Consider the following 22,914-nt stretch of genomic DNA (forward strand, 5'->3'; position numbering starts at 1 on the left):
TGATCGAGGAGGAGATCTCGCTGCCGCCGGGATGGAGGCATCTGATGTCCGCCCTGCGTTCCGCGGGTGTCCCGGTGCATCCCGTCGAGGCGGTGCCGTGTCCCGCGGCCGGAACCGATCTCGCCATTCTCCAGCGGTTCCTGTCGGACGGACACCGGGAGTGCCTACGGGGGGACGGAACGGTCGTGGAGATCGAAGCCGGGACAGCGCTACTGGCTGCAGAGTGCGTGGCCGAGTGGGTCGCCAGCGATCCGGACGCAGGACGCGGAACGGTCGTCGTGTCGGATGGCGACACCGCCCTGCTCGACCAAGCCTTGGCACGCCGCGGGCTGCCGGTTCTCGGCCTCTCGGCGCCCTCCCCCCTCCGAAGTGGGTTCCAGGTGATCGCACTGTGCTTCGCCGTGGTTTGGAAGCCCCTCGACCCCGAAAAGTTGCTCGAGTTCCTCACGCTGCCCCTTTCGCCGATCGCGCCTTGGGCGGCAGGCCACCTGGCAGCTGCGTTGCGTGAAGAGCCGGGAACCGGCGGCGCAGCTTGGCCCCGGGCCTGGGCCCTTATCGAGGCCGGGCTGCGTGAGAGAATGGAGGCCGATGAAGGCAGGGAACTGCTTGAGGAGTGGCAGTCTTGGGTGCAGGTCGGCCGCTTCGAGCGTGTGTCCGGCGTGCCAACGGACATCGCCCTCGCGATCTGCCGTCGGCTCGCCGGATGGGCGGCCGCGGCCAGCGAAGTAGAACATGGCCCTCTCCGACGCAGTCTCGTCGAAGTGACACGGAGCCTTGAAGCGGCGCTCGCCATGCTCGGTCAAGCAACCGTCGCGGGCCGCCAGATGGACCAGATGCTGTTCCAAGCCATTGAGGACCTGTCGGATTCCGCACGATGCGCCGAGGTGGGAGGCATCCGAGCGGTCGCCGACCCGGGAGCATTGTGGAGGCCTGCCAGCCGCGTGGTCTGGTGGCGGTTCGCGCGAGGGGGCAGCCGGCCAGCACCATGCCATTGGGACGAGGCCGAACTGGCGGCGCTCGCCGCGTCCGGCTGCCGTCCCGAGTCGCCAGTCGAGGCGGCCCGTCGTGACGAGATGCACTGGCGCTCGGTCGCTCTGCATGCCCGCCAAGCGCTGCTGTTCGTCAGGCCGGAAACCGAGTGTGGGGACGAGACGGCTCGCCACCCCTTCGCGCACCAGCTCGCCCCCCTCCTCACGACGCAGGTCGGGCAGCAGGCGATCCGTGTTCCCGCGGAGCGACTCCTCGCTCGCAGGCACGTGCGGATCGCTGGTCGCATGATCACGCGAGCGGCCGCCGACGTGGTGGCGCTGCCGAAGGCCCAGGCGGTCTGGGAGCTGCCGCGGGCGCTCGTGGCCCGGACCCGGGGGCGATGCGAGAGCGCGACCTCGCTTGAGGACATGATAGGCTGCCAGTTCCGCTGGTTGTTGCGGCATGTCGTCGGCCTTCGGGGCAGCAGGGCCGGTCTTCCCGACGGCGAACGCCTGCTCGGCAACCTCGCGCATGAGCTGGCCCGTGCGGTCCTCGATCCCGGGACGATTCCGGATCCAGATTCGGTTCGAGCCCGTGCACGGGCGGAGTTCGATGGATTAGTCGAGCGGACCGCCGCGCCTCTCCTGCTGCCCGGTCGAGCGGCGGAACTCGCCCACGCCCGGCAGCGCATGCCGGAGGCCCTGGCCGCCCTCGCCGCTCACCTCCAGTCCCGGGGTATGGCCATCGAGGGCACCGAGGTCGACTGCGCCGGTGACGCCGGGGGGTTTCGCCTGGTCGGCCGGGTCGACGTGGTCGTGCGTGATCCCGCTGGTGGCCGTGCAGCCGTGGATCTCAAGTGGTCGCGCAGCGCGGCGCGACGGCGGATCGAGCTTGCCGAGGGGCGCGCCATCCAGCTCGCGACCTACGGCCGTCTCCTGGGTTCCGCGGGGCGCGGGGCCCCGTCCGCGTATTTCCTGCTCCGGCAGCGCATCGCCCTGTCCACAAGCGGGTCGCCGCTCGCGACGGAGGAGGTGGCCGCACTCCGAGACCTTGACGGAACCTGGGAGGCGGTGGCCGCGGACTGGCGTGCGCTGATCGGCTTGGCCCGACACGGGATCGGCCTCGCCAGCGGTCTCGGTGGCGGGGCGGACCTCGCCCTGGATCGGGTACTCGCCGGTGATCGGGACGCCTGCGTGTCCTGTGATCTGAGCAGGCTGTGCCGCATCCCCTCGAAAAGGACAGCCGCATGACCCAGTCGAGACCCCTCAACCGCGTCGACACCACGCTCGCGTCCGCCGGCACGGGCAAGACCACGGCCCTTGTCCGCCAAATCACGGAGGCCATTGCCAGCGGCGTGGCGCCGGAACGGATCGTGGCCACCACGTTCACCCTCAAGTCCGCCGAGGAGCTCATGGAGCGCGCCCGGGGCAGGTTGGTGGCGGACGGCATGGCCGAGCAAGCGGGCCGCCTGCTCGGCGCGCGGGTCGGAACGGTCAACGCGATCTGCGGGCAGCTGGTCTCCGAGTTCGCCTTCGAGGTTGGGCGGTCACCGGCTGGCGAGATCATCCCGGAGGAGTCCGTCCGCGCCACGTTCGCCATGGCCGCGGACCGGACGATCGCCGTGCATGCCCCACGTCTAAACGCGCTGGCGGAGGCGTTCGGCCTGGCCGGAGGAAGGGTCGATTGGCGCAACGAGGTGCTGCGGATCGTCGAGCTCGCCCGCGCCTACGGGATCGACACCGATCATCTGAATGCCTCGGCCGAACGGTCCGCCGTTACCTTTATGGAGCTCCTTCCTCCGGCCTCGAACCGAAGCGAGGCGGAACTCGACGCCGCCCTCGGCGCGGCCGCGCGAGAGGCCGTTGCCTCCATCGCGGCGACGCCCCTACGCGCCGCCAGCCTTGATGCGGCGGAGGCGGCCAGGGAGGCCGTCCGGCGAAGCGACCGCGGCGAAATCATGCCATGGCCTCTGTGGGCGAAGCTCGCCGACCCGCGCGCGGCGCGCGAGGATGCACGGCTGTTCGACGGGTTGGCCTCCATCGCGTCGGCGCACTCCAGCCATCCCCGCCTTCGCCGTCAGGCCGCGGAGCTCATCGAAGGGACCTTCGCCTGCGCGGCGCAGGCGCTTACGGCGTACCAAGCCTACAAGGCCAGCCACGGGCTCATGGATTTCACCGACCAGGAGGCGCTGGCCCTGGAGATTCTCAGGCGACCTGACACGCAGGCGCGGCTGCGAGAGCGAATCGAGATGGTGCTGGTCGACGAAGTCCAGGACTCGAGCCCGCTTCAGGTCGCCATATTCACCGAGTTGGCGCGGATCGCCTGCAGGAGCGTCTGGGTCGGGGACCCGAAGCAGGCGATCTACGGGTTTCGTGACACGGACGCGGCCCTGACCCTCGCGGCCTGCCGGGAGGCCGCCGCTGCGACGGGCGGCAACTGCGGATTCCTGTCGAGGTCGTGGCGTAGCCGCCCGGGTCTGTGCGCGTTCGTGAACGATGCCTTCTCGCCGGCCTTCGAGGCGATGGGCCTCCCGGCTTCCGGCACGCGCTTCTCCGGATGCACGCGCGACGACATCGGTCTGCCCACCGAGGCCGTCGCCGTGTGGTCGGTCATCGGTCGAAACAGGTGCGAGCGAGCGGCAGGGCTGGCGGGGGGCATCGCCGCGGCGTTGGCGGACGCGGGCGCTTGGCGTGTTCGCGGCCGGAACGGGGGCCGAGACCTTCGGGCCGGGGACGTTGCCGTCCTGTGCCGCGGCAACGCGGAGGTCGAGCTGGTTGCATCGGCCTTAGCCGCGCTGCAGGTGCCTGTCGCCGTCGAACGCGGTGACCTCCTCGCGACACCGGAGGTGGAACTCTCGATGGCGGCGCTTCGCTGGGTCGCGGATGCCGATGACCATCTCGCCCTGGCCGAGATGGCCCGGCTGCTTGGCGGCGCCGCGGCGACCTCGGACTGGCTCGCGGCGGTCGCGGAGGACGATCCCACCGCCCTGCGCGCGCTCGTGCCCTTCGCATCCGTCCTGGAGGATCTTCGTGCCGGGCACGCAACCATGACGCCCTGCGAGGTCGTGGACGCGCTCATCATGGCGACAGGCATCGTGGACATCGTTTGTCGCTGGGGCGACGCGCGAGCGCGTCTCCGTCATCTCGAGGCTTTTCGGGAGGTCCCGCGATCCTATGAGCGGGAGTGTTCGCGCCTCAGTTCCGCCGCGACCGTCGCAGGGTTGATCACCTGGGTGGCTGGTCGGACCCTCATGTGCCCGCGGAGCTTGGACCCGGACGCGGTTCAGGTGATGACATATCATCGGGCCAAGGGCCTGGAATGGCCGATGGTCATCATGACCGAACTGGAGCGAAGGGCGTCGCCGCGAACCTTCGGTGTGTGTGTAGAGTCCGAGCCACCGGTCGACTGGCGGGATCCACTCGCGAGCAGGTGGCTGCGCTTCTGGCCGTGGCCGTACGGCAGGCAGACGCGAGGCCTCCTGCTCGATGCGGCCGCTCGGGCCAGCGAGCCCGGGCGCCGGGCCGCCGCCACGGCCCGGGAGGAAGCCCTGCGCCTGCTCTACGTCGGGGCGACACGGGCACGGGATCACCTCGTCTTCGTCCGGCAAGGCTCCCGGCCCGCCAACTGGCTATCGGTGCTGGATACGACCGACCGACCTCATCTCTCGCTTCCTGACCGGGACGGCGATCCCATCCGTGCCGGCTTCCGCCGGCACCCCGCGCGGCGGCTGACGGTCCGGGCGGTCGCACGTCCCGCGGCATCGGCGCCGGAGGTGCCGTTCCTGGCGCCGGAACGTGCGCGCAGACGGTTGCGACCGTTGCGCGTGAGACCCAGCGCGGCGACGTCGGCGGCCCACTACACCGTCGTGGCCACGCATGAGCTGGGCGGGCGCGTTAAGGCAGGCGGGGAAGCTTCCCCGGACCTCCTTGGGCAGGCGGTCCACGCCTTCCTGGCAGCCGATCTCATCGGGGCCAACCCCGCCGCGAGGCGCCAGCGGGCGCGCATGGTCGTCGAACGCTGGAGCGTCGCCGGCTCGTTGTGTCCGGACGGCTTGGTGTCGGCTGCCGACCGTCTGTGGACCTTCCTCGCGGATCGCTTCCCGCAGGCCAACATCCGGCGCGAGGTGCCGGTTCACGCGGAGCTTGGCGGACGGGTCATCGCCGGACGCGTCGACGTCCTGGTCGACGATGGCAGGCGTTTCGCTGTCATCGACCACAAGAGCCTTCCCGACCTGCAAGGCCTCTGGGAGAGGAAGGCGGCGGGTTACGGCTCGCAGCTGCGTCTGTATTCCTGTGCCGTGACCCGGACGACAGGCATGGAATGCATCGGGCTGTTCGTGCACCTGCCCTTCGCCGGCGCGATCCTGGAACTTCGTTGCGGGACTGCGGCCCGCACGGCAGGGCTTCATCGCGGAGCGTCCGCGTACGGCCGGCGCCGAGGAGCGGTACCGTAAGGGCGCACGGTTCACATCCTGCCCGCTTGTCACCGGCAGGGAGGCGGGCGGGCACTCGTCGGATGTGCCCGGAAATGGGCCTCCGAGCGCAGCATCCAATTACTCTCGGTAAAGACGGTCGCGGACAGCCTGTCGCATCCGGCCTATGCTGGAACTCGGGCGTTCTATCGCCGGATCGGCTTCGAACTGTTCGAGGAGCTTCGCGGACACTGGAGAGCCCGGACGTCGTGCGCGCTTCTGGTGCTCCCCGTCGGCGGGAAGGTCCAAGGCGTTCTAGCTCGTGCCACTCTCGCAATCTAGGACGGCGAGGTGACGCCTGAAGCGGCCGGCGCGAGGTCTGCGCCGCGACAATCCGGACCATGGTCGGCAGCGGATCAAACGTCTGCTTGGAGTTGATCGGAGATCCGGAGAGGGGCATCACAAATGGCGTGCCGTGATCACTTCGACCTCACCGCTCGACTTAGATCTTGAATTGCTCTGTCAGGATCGGGGCGGCGGAGACAGGAGAACGAGAAGCTGCCTGTAAAGATTGGCAGTACGTGTAAAGAAATATTGAATTATTGGAAGCTAATATTGGAATTTAGAAGAACCGCGGTCTGCGGTCCTTGAGGCAAGGCTCTCTCTCGCTAGCAGGTTTGTCCAACGTTCTAGCCGTTTGACGAGGCGTTTTTCTTGTCTTGTCCTCTGATGACGGTGGCGCGGTCGATCATGAGAGGGCACAGCCGGGTTGTAGATGAAGCCGTCGGCAGCCGAGATCTGGAAGCCGTACTTCGTAAGATCAGCAAAGGGTTGGAAGGTGCCGTTGAATCCGAGATCTCCCAGGCTGAACCCCTGATCTGCACTGTCGCGATGGTAGGCCCAGTCGGCAAGGCCTGTATATTGGGAAGGTTGCTCGGCTGGAATGCTCGCGCCTGATGCAGACGTATCGGTGACGTTGCTCATTCGATTTCATGCCCCAGTCTGAGGATAGAAGAAGAAGGCGTATTCATCGCGTTCGAAGACGATCCAAGAGGCGTCGCTGCAGCCGGAGATCCGGACCCGAACCTCCATCCCGCCAAGGCGACATTTCCGGTGCCCTTCACTGCCGAACCGCTCCGGAGGGCGCTTCAGGAGGGCTTGGACGAGTTCGCTCGGCGCATCGCTGTCACAAAAAACGAAGCCTCGCAGCGAAGCCGTCTCGTCGACGAGAGCCTCATGTGCATAGGCTTCGGCGCGGCTCGGATCGCGCTCCAGCCCCTGCAGTGCTTCGTTCGACACGACAGGGAATACATCTTCGGGGTTGCTCCGCTGACGGCGTCCACTGGGGCTTGAAGCTCTCGAGTTCGATCTGCAGCGCTCCTCCGCGCATACGACCCAAATCCCGGACGATCTGCGTTCTCAAACGGCCTCGGTCGAAAGCGGCGGTTCAGGTTCCACGAGCCTAAGGTCGGCTGTCGGCGCGATCAGTCTCTCCGGATTTCCGCTTCTAAGCCGGTCCGGTCTGACAACGACCCCGCGCCTGGGCTCGCTCGGAAAATCCGCCGCGCATCCATGCAGTAGCGTGGGACGCCGATCACCATCCTTCCAGGGTGCTACGGCTTCTACGGCTTCTGCTGAGTGCCCGTGCGACAACGGGCGAGGGTAGGTAGCCGGAACTGCCTCCGTCTGGCTTTTGTTGGACTGGAGTATCGCATTTGCGAAGGGGACTTCATGCGTAAAGGTCATCTCGTTCTCACCGCCGCCGCGATGCTCGGCCTCGGCTCCATGGCTGCTTCCGTGACTCCGGCGGAAGCTGGATGGCGCGGTGGCTACGGCGGCTATCACGGCGGCTACGGCTACCGTGGCGGCTTCGGTGGGTATCGCGGCGTCGGCTTCCGTCGCGGCTACGGCGGCTACGGATATCGCGGCTACGGATATCGTCGGGGCATTGGCCCGGGTGCAGCTATCGGTCTGGGGATCGCTGGTCTCGCGGCCGGTGCGATCGCCGCCAACTCGTATGGCTATGGCGGGTACGGTTATGGCCGTCCGGTTGGCTACTACGGCGGTTATGGTTATGCCCCCGCCTACGGCTATGCTCCCGTCTACGGCGGCTACGGCTACGGCTGGTAAGCGGTGGCATAGCATCAACGATGGGGCCGCCTGCGGGTGGCCCTTTTTCTTTGCGCATGCTCGTCCAACTCTTGACATCGTTCTTGACGGCTGAACCCGGCACTTTCGGTTTGCTCGCGAGGTCGACATCGAGTGGAACCTGCCGTTCGCGCCTTTGCGGTCGAGCCATTCGATGATGTGCTCCACCGGATCATCGCCACGATGCCATCGGAGACCGGCTTTTCCGAGCGCCGCTGGCAGGTCTATGCCACACAGGCAAAGGTCGAGATTGTGCCCGCCCTTCCCCTGCGGCCAGCGCACGAAAGGGTTCTGGCTCTGCCAGATAAGCTTGTCGTCGCCCCCGACAAGCTCCGCGAGCTGACGTGGAGTGTCATACTCACGTCCGTGCGCGAGGACCGAGTTGCACATTGAGCATCCTCTATGAGGTGCCGCATCCACCACCCACTTTCGGGGTCCGCAACGGGTCGAAACCGGAAGCGACCGGCCGCCGATCCTCAAACGTACATCGTGCGCCTGAAGGAGCTGGCTGGACCCCCATCACAGCCGGAACAAGATCAGGATGGCTTGCGGCGCGGCATTGGCGATGTTGAGCGCGTGTGTGGCCAGATCCCGTTGGGCCTGTAGCGCCCTCAGCGTGCTCGACTCCGCCTCGATGTCCGCGTCGACCAGGGCGCCGATGGCACGTTCGTTGGTCTTGACGAGCGCGTTGAGGAACATCCTCTGTCCCTCGACGAGGATCCTGCCGGCGCCGAGCCGCGCACCGCTGTCGGTCGCGCGCCCGATAACCGCCTCGACGTCCCGGATCACCGCTTGGAGCGTCACGTCGCCCGACGCGCCGCTCAGGCCGGACACGTCGAGCTTGGCGACCGCGTAGCCGGAGGCGCCGGGAGTGTCGAGCAGCCCGCGCGACGAAGCCGCCTGCGTGCCGTCGCGGCCGGAGGCGGCCCTTGGCATCCCGTCCTGTACATACTCGTTTCCCACCGCGGATTACCCTAGGGTGAAGCCGAAGGCCGCGACGTCGGGGCCGCTCACCGTGACGACGGCCGATGGGCCCGCTGCCCTACCGGTCGCGACGAAGACGTTCCCACCCATCCCACCCCCGATGTTCATCCAGAAGTCGGCGTCCACCCGGCGCCGTTCATGCCGGAACTTGGAAGACATCTCGTCGAACGTGACGGAGGTCAGGTCGGCCGGCGGCGGTTGGCTGCTCGCGTCGAAGGTGTAGGTGACCGACGCGCTGCCGTCGCCCAGCCTGATGGACTTCGTGTTCGAGCCCGATAGATCGACATTTCGATAGAGATCCGTCGCGAAGGCCAAGGGGCTGAACGACTGCCTTCTATCGACCGAGACGATGGTGAGGTCGGCTGCCGTTTAGCCCGGAGACGGTACGAGGTGATGCAGGGGAGCGACGCGGAGGCCCCTGTCGCCGTCGTTGCGAAGCTCAGGCATCCGTCCGCCGTCAGAAACGCGGTAACGTCACCGGACAGCGTCGGCGACTGGGCGATCTCGGCGTTGATGGCGTCCGTCAGCTCGGCCGGCGTGACCGCGGACACGTCACCGGCCCGGGAGGCGAGGTTCGTCGCGTTCAGCCTGATGACGTCCGAGCCGTTTCCCGTCGATAGGCTCAAGCCGACTTCCATGGCGGTTGCGAAGTCGGCGCGTCCGTTGGCAGCGAAGGCGCTCGTCATCGCCATGGGGATGTCACCGGACAGCGTTGCCGGCGTCGGTGCGGTGCGGATGACCGTTGGGCTGGCATCGTAGAACTTTAGCGCCTCGATTTCGACCGGAAAGGTCGAAAAGGTTGCTGCGTCCGAGGGGCCGCGGGAGAGCCCCGCGACGATGTCGTCTCTCGACCGGTAGGTGGCGGACGCGCAATCGACCGAGAGACAGTTCCGGATGGCCGGCACGGAGCGTGGGCGGTCGCTCACATCCGGTTCTGGATCGCGGCGACCTCGGTCAGAATCTTCGCCCGGCCGATGCCGGGCGCAAAGGCGTTCTGGAGCGTCGCGCGCAGTGCCCGGAGATCGGAGAGCACGCTGTCGAGGCCGGCATAGGCCACATCGAACGCCGCGGCACCCAAGCCAAGCGTATCGCCCGCCGCGCGCAGCGAGGCATTGTCGGCCCGGACCGCGGTCGCGATCGACCAGTAGGCCGCGCCGTCCGAGGCAGCCGAGATCCTCTGGCCCATCGCCAGGCGCCTGCCGGTCGTGGCGAGTTGCGCCTTGATGCCCCTGAGCGTCCCGAGAGCCGTCAGAGCAGCGGTGTTCGTCGAGAGGCTCGTCACAGGTCTGCTTTTGTTGCCTCATGCAGCAGGCGTTAGAGATAGGCATCCTACGGCGTCCGCACGTCATCGCTTGACGTCATGTCGCGGGGCTTGGCTGCTCCTGCGCGATCACGCGTCCCGAGCCGGTGCAAGGGAATGATGTGCCCCGCTCGCCTAGGGCATCGAAAAATCTGCGGGACGGCGGATCCCAACGCTTGAAGTGCCACCTGCACCAGAGAGCGGCGCCCACCATCGGGATCCCGATCAGGAACAGGCACCAGAACAGCAGGACCGGGAGGCTGAGCAGGATCATGAGCTTGACCATTCGGTAGGGTGTCTCCCCGCGATAGACATCCTCGCCATCGGTCTTCATGCCGTAGAGCAAGGCGGGCTCGCGATCCTTGCGGCCGGAGAAGTAAAGGCTCACGAACTCGCCTTGCGTCTCGGTGAAGACCGAGTGCACCTCGTTGTGCATCATGACCTTGCCGAGGAAGCGTTTCTCTCCGTTCGGCATGGCGACCTTCACGCCGTTATAGACGACAAAGTCGCTACCCATCTCGATGACGCCTAGGTCGATGACCTGGGCCCGCATGTTCCACCGCGCCATGTTGCCGTCTCGCTCGACCGTAACGGAAATCAGAAGTCGCCTGGGTGCTCGTCGAACCGCAGGATTGTATGCGCCCCGCTCGCGGTCGTCCCGGTCACGGCACAGGAGTTCGGATCGCGACGCGGCGCGATGCCCTTCAGGATGATGGTCGAGCCGTCCGACCTGCCTGAAACGGCGTAGGGGGCCGGCTCGCATCCCGCCTTGAACACGTAGGCGGTGCCCGTGACCTCCCCGCTCGCGGCGAAGGTCCCGCGGAACAGGACCGTGCCCTTGCTCACAGCAATACGGATCGAGGCCTTTGGGACTTGGTAGCGGATGATGCCGGCGCGCTCGTCCACTAGGACCTCGCTGCCATTGTGGGTGTAGGTCGCGCCCTCGTAGCCTTCCGGGCGCGGGGCGAAGCTCCGCTTGCCGGACGACGGCGACACCTGGGACGCCGTCTTCGGACCTGCCGTCACCGCACCCGTCGCGAGGTCGAGCGTGTAACGCTGCTTGCCGGTGAGGCAGCAGAGGGCATCCCCCGGCATCAAGGCGTTCATCGTGAAGGTCGCCCGGCCGCCCTCGAAGGATAGGCTGTCGGGGCCTTCGCCGTAGACACCCGTGACAGGCCGAACGACGGTCCAATCCTGTCCGGCACGCCGGAACTGCGCGACCGCCCTGGTGACGGAATTGCCGACAGCCCGAGAGTAGAGCGCGAACACCAGCGCGTTCGTGCCGCCGGCATCGTAGAACGTGCGAAAGGCGAGGGCCCGTCCGAGATCGCAGGGGCCCTGGGCCCCCCTCGCATCGGAACAGATCGGCCCGGAGCCCGCGGTGAACCAGCGCTCGACCGCTCCCTTTGCCGGCCCGGACGGTACGATACCCTTCTCCAGCCGGGCCGGACTCGCCAACGCCAGGACGGTGCCCGCGACGAGCAGGCATGTGGCGACGCTCACGCGAAGCATGTCGTTCTCCGCACCGTTCAGTTGATGGACATTGCCAGGGAGCCGTCGGCTGCCCTGAAGAAGGGGGCGCGGTCCCGCATCTCTCCCTTGCCGTTATTCATCGTCATTTCGAATTGGCAGTCGTGTCCGGCGGCACCGCCCCGAGCCGGTTCGCAGTCGAGTTTCCGGAAGTCCGTGATGGTGGCCACCTGAGGCGCGCCGCCGCGCGAAGGCCCCACAACGAAGGCCATCGCGGCCGCCTGCTGCTGGTACAGGTTGGACGTGAACCGAGAGACGGCCTGCAGCATTTCGGCCTCCGAGGGCTCGCTTGAGCAGGCGGTGAGGGTCAGGCCGAGCGCGGCCATGGGTACGAGGGCGAGCTTCGAGATCACGGAAGACGGTTCCAATGACGGGCGGGTGCTGTGGAATGGAACTGCGCCCGCGATGGACGCGCCGCAGTTCCAGAACGGTGCTGCCGGCAGCGTCGGTCGACCACGAGACGAAGGGCGGGGCAGGCGGGCGCGAAGACAGGCGCCGCATCTGGGAACCGACGCGGCAACCGGAATCCCGCCGGGACGCGGCTCAACGCAGCAACTGGAGGACGCCCTGGTTGGCCTGGTTCGCGAGCGAGAGCGCCGACACGCCGAGCGACTGCCGGGTCGACAGCGCCTGCGAGTTCGCCGCCTCCGCGTTCATGTCCGCGTTGACGAGGTTGGCTGCGCCGGTGTCGAGGATGTTGCCGACCTGCTTCGTGAAGTCCTGACGCACCTGCACGTTCGAGAGGTTCGATCCGAAGCCCGACTGCAGGTTCTTCAGGCTGGCCAGCGCCGTCTTCAGGGTGTCCTGCATCGCCGCCAGACCCTTGTCAGTCTGGATGTTGAACTCGCCGGTACCCGCTGTGCCGTTCACCGCCTTGTCGACACCCAGGCTGTCCGCGGTGAGCTTGCGCCCTGCTATCGTCAGCTTCGACTGATCGGAGCCGGTCTTCTCGTTGAAGATCACACTCAGCGCATCGCCGCCGAGCAGGTTGGTGCCGTTGAAGCCGGAATCCTTGGCGATCTGGTCGATCTGGGTGCGCAGTTCGTTGAACTGTGTCGCCAGCGCGGTGCGTGCCGCCGAGGTCTTGTCGTTGGTCAGGCCGGTCGTGGCGGCGGCAACCGTCAGGTTGAGTGCAGTGTTTCCGCCTCCTGCTGTCGCTGCCGTGAGTGCCGCGGCGGCATCCGTACCGCCGCCGACGCCGACCTTGAGCGTGTCGGAGTTGCCGGTCACCGTGAGCTTGCCAGCATCGTCGACCGCGGCTGTGGCAAGGCCCGAAGCGTTGATGGCGTCGACGAGGTCACCGACCGTCGATGTCGGGGTCAGCCTGCGGGTGAAGCTGTTCTCCCCGTCCGTGAGGGTAACGGCGAGGGCGGTCCCGGCGATGCCGAGCGAACCGGCCGCCGTCTCGCTCGGGCGTGCGGCAGCGCCCCCGAGCGCCATGTTCATCGCGGTGGTGCGCAGGCTGGTACCGGTCGCCTTCGCCTCGGCGGCGGTGGCGAGCGCCGAGCCGGTTACCGTCGGACGGTTGGCGGCGGCATCCGATTGCGCCTGCGCGATTGTCGATTGCAGCGACTTCACGAGATCGGAAATCTTCGAGGCTCCGGTGTTGGCGGCCTGGATGGTCTGGATGCCGTTGGAGATGCCGTCGAGCAGGCTCGACAGGGCGGCGGAACGGTCGGAGAGACCCTGGGCGGTGAAGTAGTTCACCGGGTTGTCGAGGGCGCTGTTGACCTTCTTGCCGGTGGCGAGCCGGGCTTGGTTGGTCGCCGCGAGGGCGGCGGTGTCCTGCAGGGAGAGCAGGTTCTGCCGCGTGGCGGCGGACAGGGTGATGGGCGAGGACACCGGCGGAACCTTCGAGGGTCGCGGGGATCGCGACGACCTGCGAAGTCTCGGGTCCGGAGCATTGCTCGCCGGGTGGACGTTTTGCGCCGTCCGGTACGATGAGCGGACGAACCGTCTCGGTTTACGGATGTTTCGTCTCGCGCACTCGACCCACGGTTCGTGCCAGGGTCACAGGTCGCGCAGCCATGCCATCGGTGCGACGTCCGGCGTCGAGGGGCCGGCCTTGTCCCGGGACGAAGACACCTCGGCCGGCCAAAGACCGAATCGACGGTGGAAGGCGCGGCTGAAGACGCGGTCGCTGGCGAAGCCACATTCATGGGCCAGACGCGCCACCATCGGCCTTCGTCCGAACTCGGCGGCACTGAGACGCCGCATCGCCGCCGCAAGGCGCCGGTCACGGATGTAGGCGGCGATGCCGCTCTCGCCACCGAACGCCCGATACAACGAGGCTCGCGACAGCCCGAAGCGCGCCGACAGCATCGGCAGGTCGACGGCCGCGAGATTCGCTTCGATGAACCTGCGGATCGCGATGCCGGTCATGTCCGGCAGCGTATCATCCCGCCGTTCTTGCGTGGCCGTAAGAAGTGTCCGGCACAGCGCGAGGGTCGGCGGCGTGATATCGGCCGCTCGGACAGGCGAGGATGACACCAGGCACATGGCGAGGTTCTTGAGATGGTCTGACACGAGCCGGGTCAGGGGATGCCCGTTCGAAACGAGGATCTGCCCATGCGCGGCCGGGATGCCGTCTTCTCGATCCGTCAGCACACGGCGAGGCAGGATGAGGTCGACGCCGACCGAGGCATCCGCCTCGAATTGGATCGGTCTTCCGAGGCTGAAGACGACGATGTCACCGGGAGCGACCGCTCCAGTCTGCCCCGCAATGGTTATGCGTGCACAGCCGCGGCTGTGGGTGCGGAGAACGACATGATCGAGCGCCTGACAGACGACCAGCGTCTCCGGTCGCTCCGTGATCTGCGCCGGTGCCTCGTAGGTGACGAGCACGGCGTCGCCGAGGTGGCGATACCGATGGAATGCGTCGACGGGTACGGTGGCGCTGGGGGCTAGGCGAACCTCTGCCAAAGGGGTGTGGCTCGTCACCCAGGCTCGGCCCCTGCGCGCGTCCTGAGGGATGTGCGCGAAGCGGTGCTCGACGATCACCAGATCGCCGTGGGCCCGTCATCCCGGCCTTCGAGGGAGAGTGCCTTGGGAGGGCACGCTACCACATGCGGGCGGCGATCTCCTGTTCCTCGGCGCCCATCACGTTCGCATAGATGGCGGTGGTCGCCATGCTGGCATGCCCGAGCCACCGCTGGAGCAGGTTGAGCGGCACGCCCGACCGGACGGCATGCACCCCGAACGTATGGCGCAGCCCCTTCGGTGAGGCGGCGGCCGATCCCACGCCGACGTTCTCCATGACCGTCTTCACATTCCGCCAGGCAGTGCTGCGGGCAATCGGCCAGAGCCGGGCATCCGGCGGACCGTGGCCGTGGATCCGGGCGAGGGTTGCCAGGAAGTGGGCGGGCACCGGCACCTCGCGGACGATACCTGCCTGGCGTTTCTTTAGGCAGCGAACGGTGACGATCCGGCTCTCGTGGTCGAGGTCGGCATGGGTCAGGCCGAGCGCCTCGCTGACGCGACAGCCCGTCCAGGCCAGGGTCAGACAGAACGTCTCGATCTCGGCCGGCTCCTGGGCGGCAGCCTCCAGAAAGCGCAGTCGCTCCCCCGGTGTAAGGTACTTCCGACGGCCGTGAGCCGTGTGGAGAGACAGTCTGGCAATCGGCAGGGGGCGTGTCATCGCGGCGTGTCCAGCGACCGTCTGCCGGCTGCCAGCCGAATGCTGTGCCACAGAACGGAATTGCCGATTTTGTACCAGCCTCCCTCGCAAGCGACGCTCGCCCAGGGAAGCGAGGAGCAATCGACCAATTTTGCGGGAACAAACGCCCTGGATCGAAGGCTAAAAGCGTAGTTGGAATAATGACTTCAACAAAATCGGCAATTTTGTTGCGCGAATCGGTATTCGATAGACTTGGTTCTTGCAATGATGAAGGCACTGCCCGAGGCTACGGCGCGTGCCTGTCTACCGTCTCGATATGGCCGCGGCCAGCGGCTCCTTCCACGCTCGCTGCGGCCTGAACCCGCACGATATCGGCGGTGCGCCCTCGATCCGCATCGCCGCTCACATGGAATGGGGGGCGACGAACATGGCCTGGATCAAGGAGCGCTGAGATGTCGTCGGTCAGCCTGTCAGGGCGTTACCTCGATGGATCCGGTGCGGAGCGCGACTGCACGCTCCGCGGCGATAGACCCGAGGAGCTTGAGCTCACAGGCAGCCACGCGCTCGTCCCGGGCGAGCGGATCGTCTGTCGGATCCCCGGGCTCGGCCTTCTGAGGGGACGCGCAGCGGAGCGGGTGAACGGGGCCTTCCGCTTCGAACTCGAAGCGGGCTCTGCCCAGAGGGAGCGCCTTGCCGCGCGTCTCGCGTGGTACGCCGCGCAGGCGAAAGGAGCGCCCGACCGGCGGGAGGCGGTTCGGGTCGTGCCAATCCGGACCGAGGTGGTCGTTACATGGCAAGGCGCCGAGATCCTTGGGCACCTTCGTGACGTTTCCACGACTGGCGCTTCGATCGATCTGACGCTGCGGCCTGAGATCGGGACATCGGTCACGGTCGGCTGGCGCCGGGGCCATGTCGCCCGCCATACTGAGAAGGGTATCGGTGTCCGCTTCGCACTACCACTGAGCCCACAGGACGTGACCGAGAGCATCGTTCTATGAGTCGCCCTGGCTGCTCGAAGAGATCGTTTGCCGCTGCCCATTAAGGTCTGAATGGGATGCAGGCTGCGTGAAGACGTAGGCGCGTTCCAAAGTCGTAGAATAATCCTCTACTCCCCGGCAGGATGAAGTTGCGGGCTCACGGCTGGACGCCGGGTCCATGCATCGAGCGGAGAACAGCCATGGGTGAGTACATCGGTCTCAACCTTTAGTTGAAAGACGCGGTGATCTGTTTATGGCGGGACAGCGAGCGGGTTTGGCGCGGCAGGTGCGCTTCCGATCCTGCCATCATTGCTGGTTTTCTGCGCAAGCCTGCGCCCGAAGCTGGCGATTCGATCGGAGACGTGCGGTGCAAGCAGGCTATCGCTTTCGCACTCAACCGACCTGTTGGGCGACGACATCGTACGTGAGGCTGTCCGGAGCGTTGTCGAGATAGGCACGGATCAGGTCGTCGCTTCGCGCTGTCGCCTTCATGGTCAGGTGCAACTCCTCCATTGCCTCCATGTGCGCGGCCGTCTCCGGGTGAGCGAGCATGTTACGAACCGCTGCCAACCCAGCCGGCGGACGGGTAGCATGGTAAGACCATGGCCATCCGGAACGGACGACATGCCCCTGGATGAGCAGGGGGCCGGCTTTCTGCAGATCTGGATGCAATGGACGCGAGAGCCCGAGATCGGTCTTGCTGCCGTTGAATTCGAACCACGCGTGCGAGCTGTAGAGATCGTCGGTGCCGTCGTTGACGAAGCCGACCACCGCCTGACCGTCGATGCCATGCGCCTTCGACAGGTGATATTTCAGGAAGAGAGACGTGCGGTAGCATGCCCCCTGCGCCGGGAAGATCGACCACAGACGCTGGGCGACGTTCGCCACCTTCTGCTCGTCCACACTCAAGGTGCTGCGCCAAGCTGCAGCTTGGGCCTTACGCTTCTTCGCCTCTCCCATCATCTTCCTCCTCGGCGCATCCGGTTTGGTCTGCGCTCATATGAGCACATCCGCTTCGAGCGCCGCCTGTGCGACGAGGTCCACCTCGACCTCGCCTACCGCTGGATCTGCCGGCTTGGGCCCGATGACCGGCTGCCGGACCACTCGACCATCTCAAAGAACTGGCACGTCCGCTTCCGCGACCCTGGCCTGCTGCGAGAGGTGTACGAGACAACCGTTCAGCTCTAAATCGGACAAGGGGCTGCGGGTGGCGAGGGCCTTGCCGTCAACGCCCGCCTAATACCTACAACCGCGTCTGGCCGCGCTCGTCCTTGCGCGACTGCCGCCCGCGCCCGTCACTTTCTCGGGCCTAACCTATGAGCGCTCCCTGGTCACTACCATGCAGTCGCCTCGATCAGCCCGGTCCAAAATACCGGTCCGGTCAGGGGCGCTTGCCCGAACCTGACAGCTGCGAAGGTACAGCCCGACCGTCTGTCGCAAACGGCCTCGTCAGGGAAGCGGATTAACGCGCGGCACCGAATCGGCGACGATGCGCGCAGCCATCGACCGAGGGCGAGATGTCAGAACCGAACGAAAACGACCACTTCGAGCCCTCCATCAACGAGTTCGAAGCGCTTCGCAGGCAGGTCGCGCAGCTGGAGCGTCGGATCACGACGTGGGACGGCATCGCTCGCCGGGAAATCGACTTCAGCGTGGCCAGAGCGGTACAGTCGATCGGGGTCGTGGTCGACTACCTTGCGGCAAAGGGCCTGCTCGACAAGGATGACCTGCGCACCCACGTGGAGCGGCACTTCGCCTTAACCGATGCAGTGCCGGCAGGTGAAGGCTGGTGCGCCGTCATTGATCTATATGGTTGGCTCACCTGGGCGGAGGACACGCGGCGATTCCGGATACCCGGCGCTTGACGATTCAGCCGCGAAGCCGGTCATGGGTCATCGGCCCGGAACCGGAGTCGTGGTCGATGCGGGATCTGTAGGTTCGAGCCTGATCTCGAACGTGGCTCCCGGTGGGACGTGTAGTTTCACCCCGATACCACGGAGAAGCGAGCCGCAAGCCCTGCTGGCGACCGCCGCGGCCGCAACGGTCGCCCGATGGCTTTCGACATGGTTGGACGACCATCCGCCCTCCATGCGGGCTGCCTTGAACAGCAGCTCAAGCTGTGCCTGCTCCGTAGCAGAAACCCTGGCCTGGCACGCCTCCGCGGTCCATTCCTTCCGCATCTGGACCGCACCGAATACCGACACGAGTACGGCCAAGGCGTAGGTCGCGCCGTGCCCAATGAAGCGCAGATGCGTCGGGTTCTCCCTATAGGCGCCGACAAAATCGAGCCGCATCTCGGAAGGGTGGTTGTCCGATGGGGCGAGCAGCAGTCCAAGGTCAAAGGTGAACTGCGTTAGCATGAGCTGTCGCCTTGGCTCGTCCGATTCCCGGAGGGCCTTCAACAACAAGGCGGCGGACTCGGCGGCCGCTCCGTACAACAGCATCTCGCGCGCTGCCCACCGTCCGAACACGGTCGTCGCGATAATGGAAGCCCGACACCTTCTGAGGCTATCCAGCCAGTGGCTTAGTTCGTGAAGGGTGGGTGGCCTTCCGCCAAGGTCGATACCGAACGATATCCCAACGCCGCGGTCGTCAGGGACTGGGAAGAGTGGTCCGACATCATCCGCTGGTCCAGCCATCGTTTAAGTCTCCTGACTGCGTTCGGGGCTCACTACGCGTCCGCGGTTAACATGAAATCGACCGCAAGCAGGTGCTCGCATCGTCGGCAGTCAGCCATCCAAGGGCACCCGTTCCAACGGGTGCTCCGTAGCACTGCATCAGCACGTATCGGGACAGGATGACAGTCGGGCCGGCCTGGCGTTGAAGGTGGCACGGCGCATCAAACAGCTTCGGCGTGATTGATGCACTGGCTGAGGCGATGTGCCTGCACGGCACCCCGGAGCACATCCGACGCGACAATGGTTCCAAAATGATCTCGAAGGCGCTGCGTAAGTGGGTCGCAAAGACCGGACCGCAGATCCAGTATATCGCCCCGGGCTCGCCGTTGGAGAAAGGGTATCGCGAGAGCGTCAACGGAAAATTGCGCGACGAGTCCCTGCCACAGGAGATTTTCTGCTCGCTCAAGGAAGCACAGATCGTGATCGGTCTCTGGCAGAACACCTACAATCGCGTCTGGCCGCACGTATCCTTGGGCTGCCGGCCGCCTGCGCCCGTCACCCTCTCGGATCTGGCCTATAGGCTACCCATGGCCGCTACCGTGCAGTAGCCTCTCAATCGGCCCGGTGCAAAATATCGATCAAGTCAGTCAAAGCGGTTGAAAGAAAGTCTAGTAAGCGCGAATCGCACAAAAACTAGTCCTTCCACATAATCCTGATTGCCGTGGTAATTGCAGAAAACAAAGAAGCCAAAGAATTATTTCGCCTGATGCGCCCTTGAACTCAAAACCGAAGCCCTTAAACTCCAGAGGGCCGTCTCCCTGACGCAGCAGGGCAATAACTATAAAGGCAGCTAAAAAGGCGAAAGGAAGTCCGATTATGATTGGAAAATTTTTGAGGACCAATTGAGTGACGACGTTGTCGAATCGGTTCAGCCAAAGGGCATAAAAAAGAACAACAACCATAAGCAAGCCGGTGACGGCGATACCTACGTTGGTGATTTGGCGCCAGTCCATCGCCATCTACCCCTGCCTGGTCGGCAGGATGGCACAGCTGCTCCCGGCTAGCTAGAAATTTTAGACTGACTCGCTGCTCCTTTTCCGGGTGCTGGGTGAAACGACGGCGCGACTGCAGTGGTAGTTAGCGGGCTGTCGGCTCTGCCGTTTTATGGGGCGCCGAGCAGACTTTGACCGGTCGCCAGCTTCAGAGCATGGCGTCTCACGTCCGACGGCCAAGCCTTCATGCGGTCGGCAAAGTCTTGCGCCTCGCCAGCGAACAAGGACCGGATCGCATCCTCGTAGCCGGGAAGGTCACCGGCTAACGCGTTCAGGAAGCGGTAGGCGGCTTCTCGCGCAGCCTTGGCTTGGGTCCGGCCGCCATCGGAACGGCGAGCCTCGTCAACAAGACGCCGCAAGGCCTGTGAGGCCCCGCCGGGCTGCGCGGAGAGCCATTCCCAGTGTCGGGGAAGCAGCGTGACCTCCCGGGCAACGACGCCCAGTTTCGGTCGTCCACGCCCACGAGGCTCCGCATCGATGTCCGAAGCCGTACGCGACTTTGCTGCCGATGCCTCACGCTTTCCCCGCTCGCCGAGGCGGACCACGATGTCGGCGGTCGTGCCTCGCAGGTCCAGATCCACGATGGAGCCTGAAGCATCGTCGAAGACGAGAACGGGCGCTTCTCGCTCTTCGCCCTTAGCGGCCTTGATCGCCAAAGCCACGTCGACCAGCGACCCAGCTGCAAATTGCTTCGTGCCAGAGAAAGCGGTGCACGGCTTGGACAGGTAATCGGACATGGAACCCTCCACTCCACGTTATTTACCCGGGCAGAAATGGGAATGTCAATATCGCCCGGAGGTTATTGAGTCTCTGGGCTGATCCGCCCCCAGCGGAGTGGTCCGCCCTTCAGTATGGCTTTCGAGCCAGGAGGACGGATCGATGTCGAGGAAGCGACCCAAGCCCAAGGAGATTGTCGCGGAGCTGCGCCAAGCCGACGTGCTGATCGGCCAAGGTACGAGCGTGGCGGAGGCAATCCGGGCGATCGGCGTGAGCGAAGTTACCTACGCGACGAGCTGCTGGACGGAGAGATCTTCTGCAGCTTGCGGGAGGCGCAGATCCTGATCGAGAGCTGGCGGCGGCACTACAACACCGTCCGCCCGCACGGCACACTCGGCTGTCGACCGCCGGCGCCAGAGGTCTTCCTACCCGCCTTCACCGCTTGGCCGGCTGCGCTCACCCCACCGGCTCCGCCGGCCAAGCGACCCGTGGAGCAAAGGCCAACCATGCACTAACTCTATGCCTGGACCACCCGGTGGGGGCAGATCACTTGTCGGCATCGACCTCCGTTACGGTTCCTGATCTCTGCACTTAGCGGGCTTTCGGCATCTTGAGTGCCATACTATCGGTACCTCGCTCGTGGCCCAGGGCCCAGGCCCCTGGCTAGGGCCGATTGCCGATGGAGCCCATGCTGATGAAATCGGGCAAGACCAGGGTGTTGTGCTGCATGCAGGGAGAGAACGGCATTTGACAGCGGCGCCGACGGCGTTCGGTCGAGCATCAATGCGAGGGCCTATCGAGCGACCGTCGACCTGCCCGTTTGGAAGCCGTCATGATCGCGGCACCTCACTCGGCCAGAGACATCCTCATGATCAGTCGGCCCATCAGCGTGCCGGCCTCTTCCCGGTCTTCCGCAATCAGGGTTTCGCCGGGCGAACGATTCCTGGCCTCCAACTGTCTGACGAAGAGGCTGCCGGACGGCGATCTCAGGACGAACGTCCCTGCCTCGCTGAGTGAGGAGGCCGCCGTGTTCACCACATATCTCTCGCTTGGAGTGCCCGAGCTCGACGATGGGTCGGAATCAACGACGACCAAGTCGTGGGCGTCTGCCTTGAGTGTGCTCGTCAGGTAGTCCAACGGAAAGCCCCAGGTCCGAGCGGGTTGGCGTTTCGCTTCCTCGAGGCCCTTGCCAACGCGTTCGGAGGATCCTGCCATCGCGAGCGAGGTAGGTTGCACCTCCGGGATCATGACGATTTCAGGGAGGGGCCTCTTCGACGCCGGCACCCCTATCCGGCTGGTTGCTTCGAGGATCTCAAGGGCCTGTTTGATCGCGGGGTGATTTGCTGCCACAGGCGTGACGCTCACATGCCTGAGGGCACCACGAAGGCTACGCTCGCTTCGGCGCGGAGTTCGTCCCTGGCTGGTATGTCGAAGCCACGGCAGACGATGGTGAGCTCTGCTGGCGTCTGAGGATCGGCGAGACACCTGAACGGACCGTGGATTAGGCAACGGCCCTGCTCGGGCTGCCACTCGGCGAGGCCACGGCTTTGCCGAAAGCTTGCACCAGAGCGCCCTCCAGCTTGCCGCCCATGCCCTCCAGAACGCGCATTGCATCCGCGGACGAGTAAGGCGCTTTATAGGGGCGGCGCTCGATCAGGGCCGCATAGATGTCGCAGATGGTCAGCAGCCGGATCGGATCTGCGATCGCGTCGCTGCTCAAGCGGTCTGGATAGCCGGAACCGTCGAGCATCTCGTGATGGTGACGTGTCACGGCCAAGGCGACGGGATCGCAGTTCCCTGAGGACTTGAGGATGCCGTAGCCAAGTGCTGCGTGAGTGCGCATCACAGCCATCTCGTCGGCCTCGAGCTTGCCCGGTTTGTTCAGGATCGCGAGTGGGATCTGCGCCTTGCCGACGTCGTGGACCAGCGCTCCGCGGGCCATCTGGTGCTGATCCGTTCTCGACAGTCCGAGGCTTTGTGAGAAGGCCGTGGTCAGCCCCGCAACGAGCAGACAATGCTGGAAGGTGGTATCGTCGTGCTCCCACACGACATCGAGCCAGCGCGTCAGCCCACCTTCCTGTATTGCGTTCAACACCGGTTCGAGGGCGTCCTCGACCGCAGCTATATTCACAGCACCGGCTTCGGCGGTGTGGAACATGTCTTCCAGCAGCCTGCCGGCGCGCGCCACGCCGCGTCCCACAATGAGATCCGTGACTGTGTCGTGAGGATAGACCAGACGGGCGAGGGCAGCGACGGCGACACGCGGTTCGGTGTAGACAGGGAGACAAGCAGCCGCACCAAAGGCTCTAGCCTCACGCAACGCCGCACTCGTCGTGTCCTCGGTCAGAAACAGGGCCGGTGGCGGCTGTGGGCCGAGTTGCTGTTTCAGCCATGTCAGGCAGGCGTGCGATTGAGGTCGGCTCAGTTTGACATTGACGATGACGCCGAGGACGGGGCCGGTCAGCCACCATGGCTGCGTCGTGACGACGATCCGACAATCGGCAATGCGTTCGACCGCCCCCTTGAGAGAGTGGCCGTGATCCGGACGGTCGGTCACCACCAGAATGGTCCCAGGCGAAGACATGAGCTCCT

The 22,914-nt window shown here is 65.6% G+C and carries 25 protein-coding genes and 4 pseudogenes; 12 read left to right on the top strand and 17 right to left on the bottom strand.

Features of this window, described 5'->3' with window-relative positions:
- Positions 1–44 precede the first annotated feature (44 nt).
- Both FHU13_RS11005 and FHU13_RS11010 read left to right on the top strand, forming a co-directional pair.
- Complete coding sequence (locus FHU13_RS11005; RefSeq protein WP_183435888.1) at positions 45–2,219, top strand: PD-(D/E)XK nuclease family protein; 2,175 nt, start codon at positions 45–47, stop codon at positions 2,217–2,219.
- The gene (locus tag FHU13_RS11010) at positions 2,216–5,422 is read left to right on the top strand and encodes an exodeoxyribonuclease V subunit beta (RefSeq protein WP_183435889.1); all 3,207 of its coding nucleotides are present in this window, start codon (positions 2,216–2,218) and stop codon (positions 5,420–5,422) included. Before FHU13_RS11005 ends, FHU13_RS11010 begins: the two co-directional genes overlap by 4 nt.
- A gap of 567 nt (positions 5,423–5,989) precedes the next feature.
- Here the strand turns inward: FHU13_RS11010 and FHU13_RS11015 are convergent.
- Both FHU13_RS11015 and FHU13_RS11020 read right to left on the bottom strand, forming a co-directional pair.
- On the bottom strand, positions 5,990–6,364 hold the full coding sequence (locus FHU13_RS11015; RefSeq protein ID WP_183435890.1) for a hypothetical protein: 375 nt from the start codon (positions 6,362–6,364) through the stop codon (positions 5,990–5,992).
- Positions 6,365–6,370: 6 nt separating this feature from the next.
- Positions 6,371–6,679, bottom strand: a complete 309-nt coding sequence (locus FHU13_RS11020) for a hypothetical protein (protein WP_183435891.1) — start codon at positions 6,677–6,679, stop codon at positions 6,371–6,373.
- A gap of 432 nt (positions 6,680–7,111) precedes the next feature.
- On the opposite strand from FHU13_RS11020, the gene FHU13_RS11025 reads away from it, so the two are divergent.
- Positions 7,112–7,510, top strand: coding sequence for a hypothetical protein (locus FHU13_RS11025; protein WP_182570491.1), 399 nt, complete (start codon positions 7,112–7,114; stop codon positions 7,508–7,510).
- Positions 7,511–7,642: 132 nt separating this feature from the next.
- Positions 7,643–7,921: a hypothetical protein gene (locus FHU13_RS11030; RefSeq protein ID WP_183435892.1), complete on the top strand. Its 279-nt coding sequence runs from the start codon at positions 7,643–7,645 to the stop codon at positions 7,919–7,921.
- Between the two features lie 126 nt (positions 7,922–8,047).
- Here the strand turns inward: FHU13_RS11030 and FHU13_RS27700 are convergent, their stop codons facing one another.
- Complete coding sequence (locus FHU13_RS27700; protein ID WP_246714607.1) at positions 8,048–8,464, bottom strand: flagellin; 417 nt, start codon at positions 8,462–8,464, stop codon at positions 8,048–8,050.
- 33 nt (positions 8,465–8,497) lie between these two features.
- Entirely contained in the window at positions 8,498–8,827 is a 330-nt protein-coding gene (locus FHU13_RS27705; RefSeq protein ID WP_246714608.1) for a hypothetical protein, read from the bottom strand.
- A gap of 78 nt (positions 8,828–8,905) precedes the next feature.
- Between FHU13_RS27705 and FHU13_RS27710 the strand changes: the two genes are divergently transcribed.
- Positions 8,906–9,271, top strand: a complete 366-nt coding sequence (locus tag FHU13_RS27710; protein ID WP_246714609.1) for a hypothetical protein — start codon at positions 8,906–8,908, stop codon at positions 9,269–9,271.
- A 163-nt stretch (positions 9,272–9,434) separates the two neighbouring features.
- Here FHU13_RS27710 and FHU13_RS27715 read toward each other — a convergent pair whose 3' ends face one another.
- The 7 genes from FHU13_RS27715 to FHU13_RS11065 form a co-directional block, all read right to left on the bottom strand.
- Positions 9,435–9,794, bottom strand: a complete 360-nt coding sequence (locus FHU13_RS27715) for a hypothetical protein (RefSeq protein WP_312889579.1) — start codon at positions 9,792–9,794, stop codon at positions 9,435–9,437.
- A 76-nt stretch (positions 9,795–9,870) separates the two neighbouring features.
- Positions 9,871–10,380, bottom strand: a complete 510-nt coding sequence (locus tag FHU13_RS11040) for a hypothetical protein (protein WP_183435893.1) — start codon at positions 10,378–10,380, stop codon at positions 9,871–9,873.
- 29 nt (positions 10,381–10,409) lie between these two features.
- Positions 10,410–11,324, bottom strand: coding sequence for a hypothetical protein (locus FHU13_RS11045; RefSeq protein ID WP_183435894.1), 915 nt, complete (start codon positions 11,322–11,324; stop codon positions 10,410–10,412).
- A 17-nt stretch (positions 11,325–11,341) separates the two neighbouring features.
- Positions 11,342–11,695 (bottom strand): hypothetical protein, encoded by a 354-nt coding sequence (locus tag FHU13_RS11050; protein WP_183435895.1) that lies wholly within the window; start codon positions 11,693–11,695, stop codon positions 11,342–11,344.
- A 190-nt stretch (positions 11,696–11,885) separates the two neighbouring features.
- Complete coding sequence (locus FHU13_RS11055) at positions 11,886–13,184, bottom strand: flagellin (RefSeq protein WP_183435896.1); 1,299 nt, start codon at positions 13,182–13,184, stop codon at positions 11,886–11,888.
- A gap of 168 nt (positions 13,185–13,352) precedes the next feature.
- Positions 13,353–14,342 (bottom strand): helix-turn-helix transcriptional regulator, encoded by a 990-nt coding sequence (locus FHU13_RS11060; protein WP_210287576.1) that lies wholly within the window; start codon positions 14,340–14,342, stop codon positions 13,353–13,355.
- Positions 14,343–14,400: 58 nt separating this feature from the next.
- On the bottom strand, positions 14,401–14,979 hold the full coding sequence (locus FHU13_RS11065) for a tyrosine-type recombinase/integrase (protein ID WP_183435898.1): 579 nt from the start codon (positions 14,977–14,979) through the stop codon (positions 14,401–14,403).
- Between the two features lie 274 nt (positions 14,980–15,253).
- Here FHU13_RS11065 and FHU13_RS11070 point away from each other — a divergent pair, with 274 nt between their 5' ends.
- The 3 genes and pseudogenes from FHU13_RS11070 to FHU13_RS27720 all read left to right on the top strand — a co-directional run.
- Complete coding sequence (locus FHU13_RS11070; protein WP_183435899.1) at positions 15,254–15,409, top strand: hypothetical protein; 156 nt, start codon at positions 15,254–15,256, stop codon at positions 15,407–15,409.
- 1 nt (position 15,410) lies between these two features.
- Positions 15,411–15,956, top strand: a complete 546-nt coding sequence (locus FHU13_RS11075; protein WP_183435900.1) for a PilZ domain-containing protein — start codon at positions 15,411–15,413, stop codon at positions 15,954–15,956.
- Positions 15,957–16,165: 209 nt separating this feature from the next.
- A pseudogene (locus FHU13_RS27720) lies at positions 16,166–16,279 on the top strand (IS110 family transposase); the annotation flags it as partial.
- A gap of 49 nt (positions 16,280–16,328) precedes the next feature.
- Here the strand turns inward: FHU13_RS27720 and FHU13_RS11080 are convergent.
- Entirely contained in the window at positions 16,329–16,895 is a 567-nt protein-coding gene (locus FHU13_RS11080) for a hypothetical protein (protein ID WP_183435901.1), read from the bottom strand.
- 48 nt (positions 16,896–16,943) lie between these two features.
- Here FHU13_RS11080 and FHU13_RS28565 point away from each other — a divergent pair.
- Both FHU13_RS28565 and FHU13_RS11090 read left to right on the top strand, forming a co-directional pair.
- Positions 16,944–17,222, top strand: a pseudogene (locus FHU13_RS28565) (transposase); the annotation flags it as partial.
- 230 nt (positions 17,223–17,452) lie between these two features.
- Entirely contained in the window at positions 17,453–17,800 is a 348-nt protein-coding gene (locus FHU13_RS11090) for a hypothetical protein (RefSeq protein ID WP_183435902.1), read from the top strand.
- Between the two features lie 27 nt (positions 17,801–17,827).
- Here the strand turns inward: FHU13_RS11090 and FHU13_RS11095 are convergent, their stop codons facing one another.
- Entirely contained in the window at positions 17,828–18,574 is a 747-nt protein-coding gene (locus FHU13_RS11095) for a hypothetical protein (protein ID WP_183435903.1), read from the bottom strand.
- Between the two features lie 157 nt (positions 18,575–18,731).
- Here FHU13_RS11095 and FHU13_RS11100 point away from each other — a divergent pair.
- Positions 18,732–19,161, top strand: a pseudogene (locus FHU13_RS11100) (integrase core domain-containing protein); the annotation flags it as partial.
- Positions 19,162–19,221: 60 nt separating this feature from the next.
- Here FHU13_RS11100 and FHU13_RS11105 read toward each other — a convergent pair.
- On the bottom strand, positions 19,222–19,572 hold the full coding sequence (locus tag FHU13_RS11105; protein WP_183435904.1) for a hypothetical protein: 351 nt from the start codon (positions 19,570–19,572) through the stop codon (positions 19,222–19,224).
- A gap of 143 nt (positions 19,573–19,715) precedes the next feature.
- Positions 19,716–20,342: a DUF2239 family protein gene (locus FHU13_RS11110; RefSeq protein WP_183435905.1), complete on the bottom strand. Its 627-nt coding sequence runs from the start codon at positions 20,340–20,342 to the stop codon at positions 19,716–19,718.
- Positions 20,343–20,606: 264 nt separating this feature from the next.
- Here FHU13_RS11110 and FHU13_RS11115 point away from each other — a divergent pair.
- Positions 20,607–20,837: pseudogene (locus tag FHU13_RS11115) on the top strand (integrase core domain-containing protein); the annotation flags it as partial.
- A 331-nt stretch (positions 20,838–21,168) separates the two neighbouring features.
- On the opposite strand, the gene FHU13_RS11120 reads toward FHU13_RS11115, so the two are convergent.
- Positions 21,169–21,687 carry a hypothetical protein gene (locus FHU13_RS11120; protein WP_183435906.1) on the bottom strand — a complete coding sequence of 173 codons (519 nt, stop codon included), beginning with the start codon at positions 21,685–21,687 and terminating at the stop codon, positions 21,169–21,171.
- A gap of 136 nt (positions 21,688–21,823) precedes the next feature.
- Positions 21,824–22,906: an HD-GYP domain-containing protein gene (locus FHU13_RS11125; RefSeq protein ID WP_183435907.1), complete on the bottom strand. Its 1,083-nt coding sequence runs from the start codon at positions 22,904–22,906 to the stop codon at positions 21,824–21,826.
- Positions 22,907–22,914 lie beyond the last annotated feature (8 nt).

The organism is Methylobacterium sp. R2-1 (genome assembly GCF_014191355.1).
GTDB lineage: Bacteria > Pseudomonadota > Alphaproteobacteria > Rhizobiales > Beijerinckiaceae > Methylobacterium.

Excerpts from the sequence above, each read along its gene's own strand:
- FHU13_RS11040 (WP_183435893.1), bottom strand. The coding sequence starts at position 10,380 with ATGGCGCGGTGGAACATGCGGGCCCAGGTCATCGACCTAGGCGTCATC.
- FHU13_RS11090 (WP_183435902.1), top strand. The coding sequence starts at position 17,453 with ATGTCAGAACCGAACGAAAACGACCACTTCGAGCCCTCCATCAACGAG.
- FHU13_RS11010 (WP_183435889.1), top strand. The coding sequence starts at position 2,216 with ATGACCCAGTCGAGACCCCTCAACCGCGTCGACACCACGCTCGCGTCC.
- FHU13_RS27710 (WP_246714609.1), top strand. The coding sequence starts at position 8,906 with ATGCAGGGGAGCGACGCGGAGGCCCCTGTCGCCGTCGTTGCGAAGCTC.
- FHU13_RS11015 (WP_183435890.1), bottom strand. The coding sequence starts at position 6,364 with ATGAGCAACGTCACCGATACGTCTGCATCAGGCGCGAGCATTCCAGCC.
- FHU13_RS11005 (WP_183435888.1), top strand. The coding sequence starts at position 45 with ATGTCCGCCCTGCGTTCCGCGGGTGTCCCGGTGCATCCCGTCGAGGCG.
- FHU13_RS11075 (WP_183435900.1), top strand. The coding sequence starts at position 15,411 with ATGTCGTCGGTCAGCCTGTCAGGGCGTTACCTCGATGGATCCGGTGCG.
- FHU13_RS11105 (WP_183435904.1), bottom strand. The coding sequence starts at position 19,572 with ATGGCGATGGACTGGCGCCAAATCACCAACGTAGGTATCGCCGTCACC.
- FHU13_RS27700 (WP_246714607.1), bottom strand. The coding sequence starts at position 8,464 with ATGCCAAGGGCCGCCTCCGGCCGCGACGGCACGCAGGCGGCTTCGTCG.
- FHU13_RS11110 (WP_183435905.1), bottom strand. The coding sequence starts at position 20,342 with ATGTCCGATTACCTGTCCAAGCCGTGCACCGCTTTCTCTGGCACGAAG.
- FHU13_RS11095 (WP_183435903.1), bottom strand. The coding sequence starts at position 18,574 with ATGGCTGGACCAGCGGATGATGTCGGACCACTCTTCCCAGTCCCTGAC.
- FHU13_RS11045 (WP_183435894.1), bottom strand. The coding sequence starts at position 11,324 with ATGCTTCGCGTGAGCGTCGCCACATGCCTGCTCGTCGCGGGCACCGTC.
- FHU13_RS11080 (WP_183435901.1), bottom strand. The coding sequence starts at position 16,895 with ATGGGAGAGGCGAAGAAGCGTAAGGCCCAAGCTGCAGCTTGGCGCAGC.
- FHU13_RS11125 (WP_183435907.1), bottom strand. The coding sequence starts at position 22,906 with ATGTCTTCGCCTGGGACCATTCTGGTGGTGACCGACCGTCCGGATCAC.
- FHU13_RS11065 (WP_183435898.1), bottom strand. The coding sequence starts at position 14,979 with ATGACACGCCCCCTGCCGATTGCCAGACTGTCTCTCCACACGGCTCAC.
- FHU13_RS11025 (WP_182570491.1), top strand. The coding sequence starts at position 7,112 with ATGCGTAAAGGTCATCTCGTTCTCACCGCCGCCGCGATGCTCGGCCTC.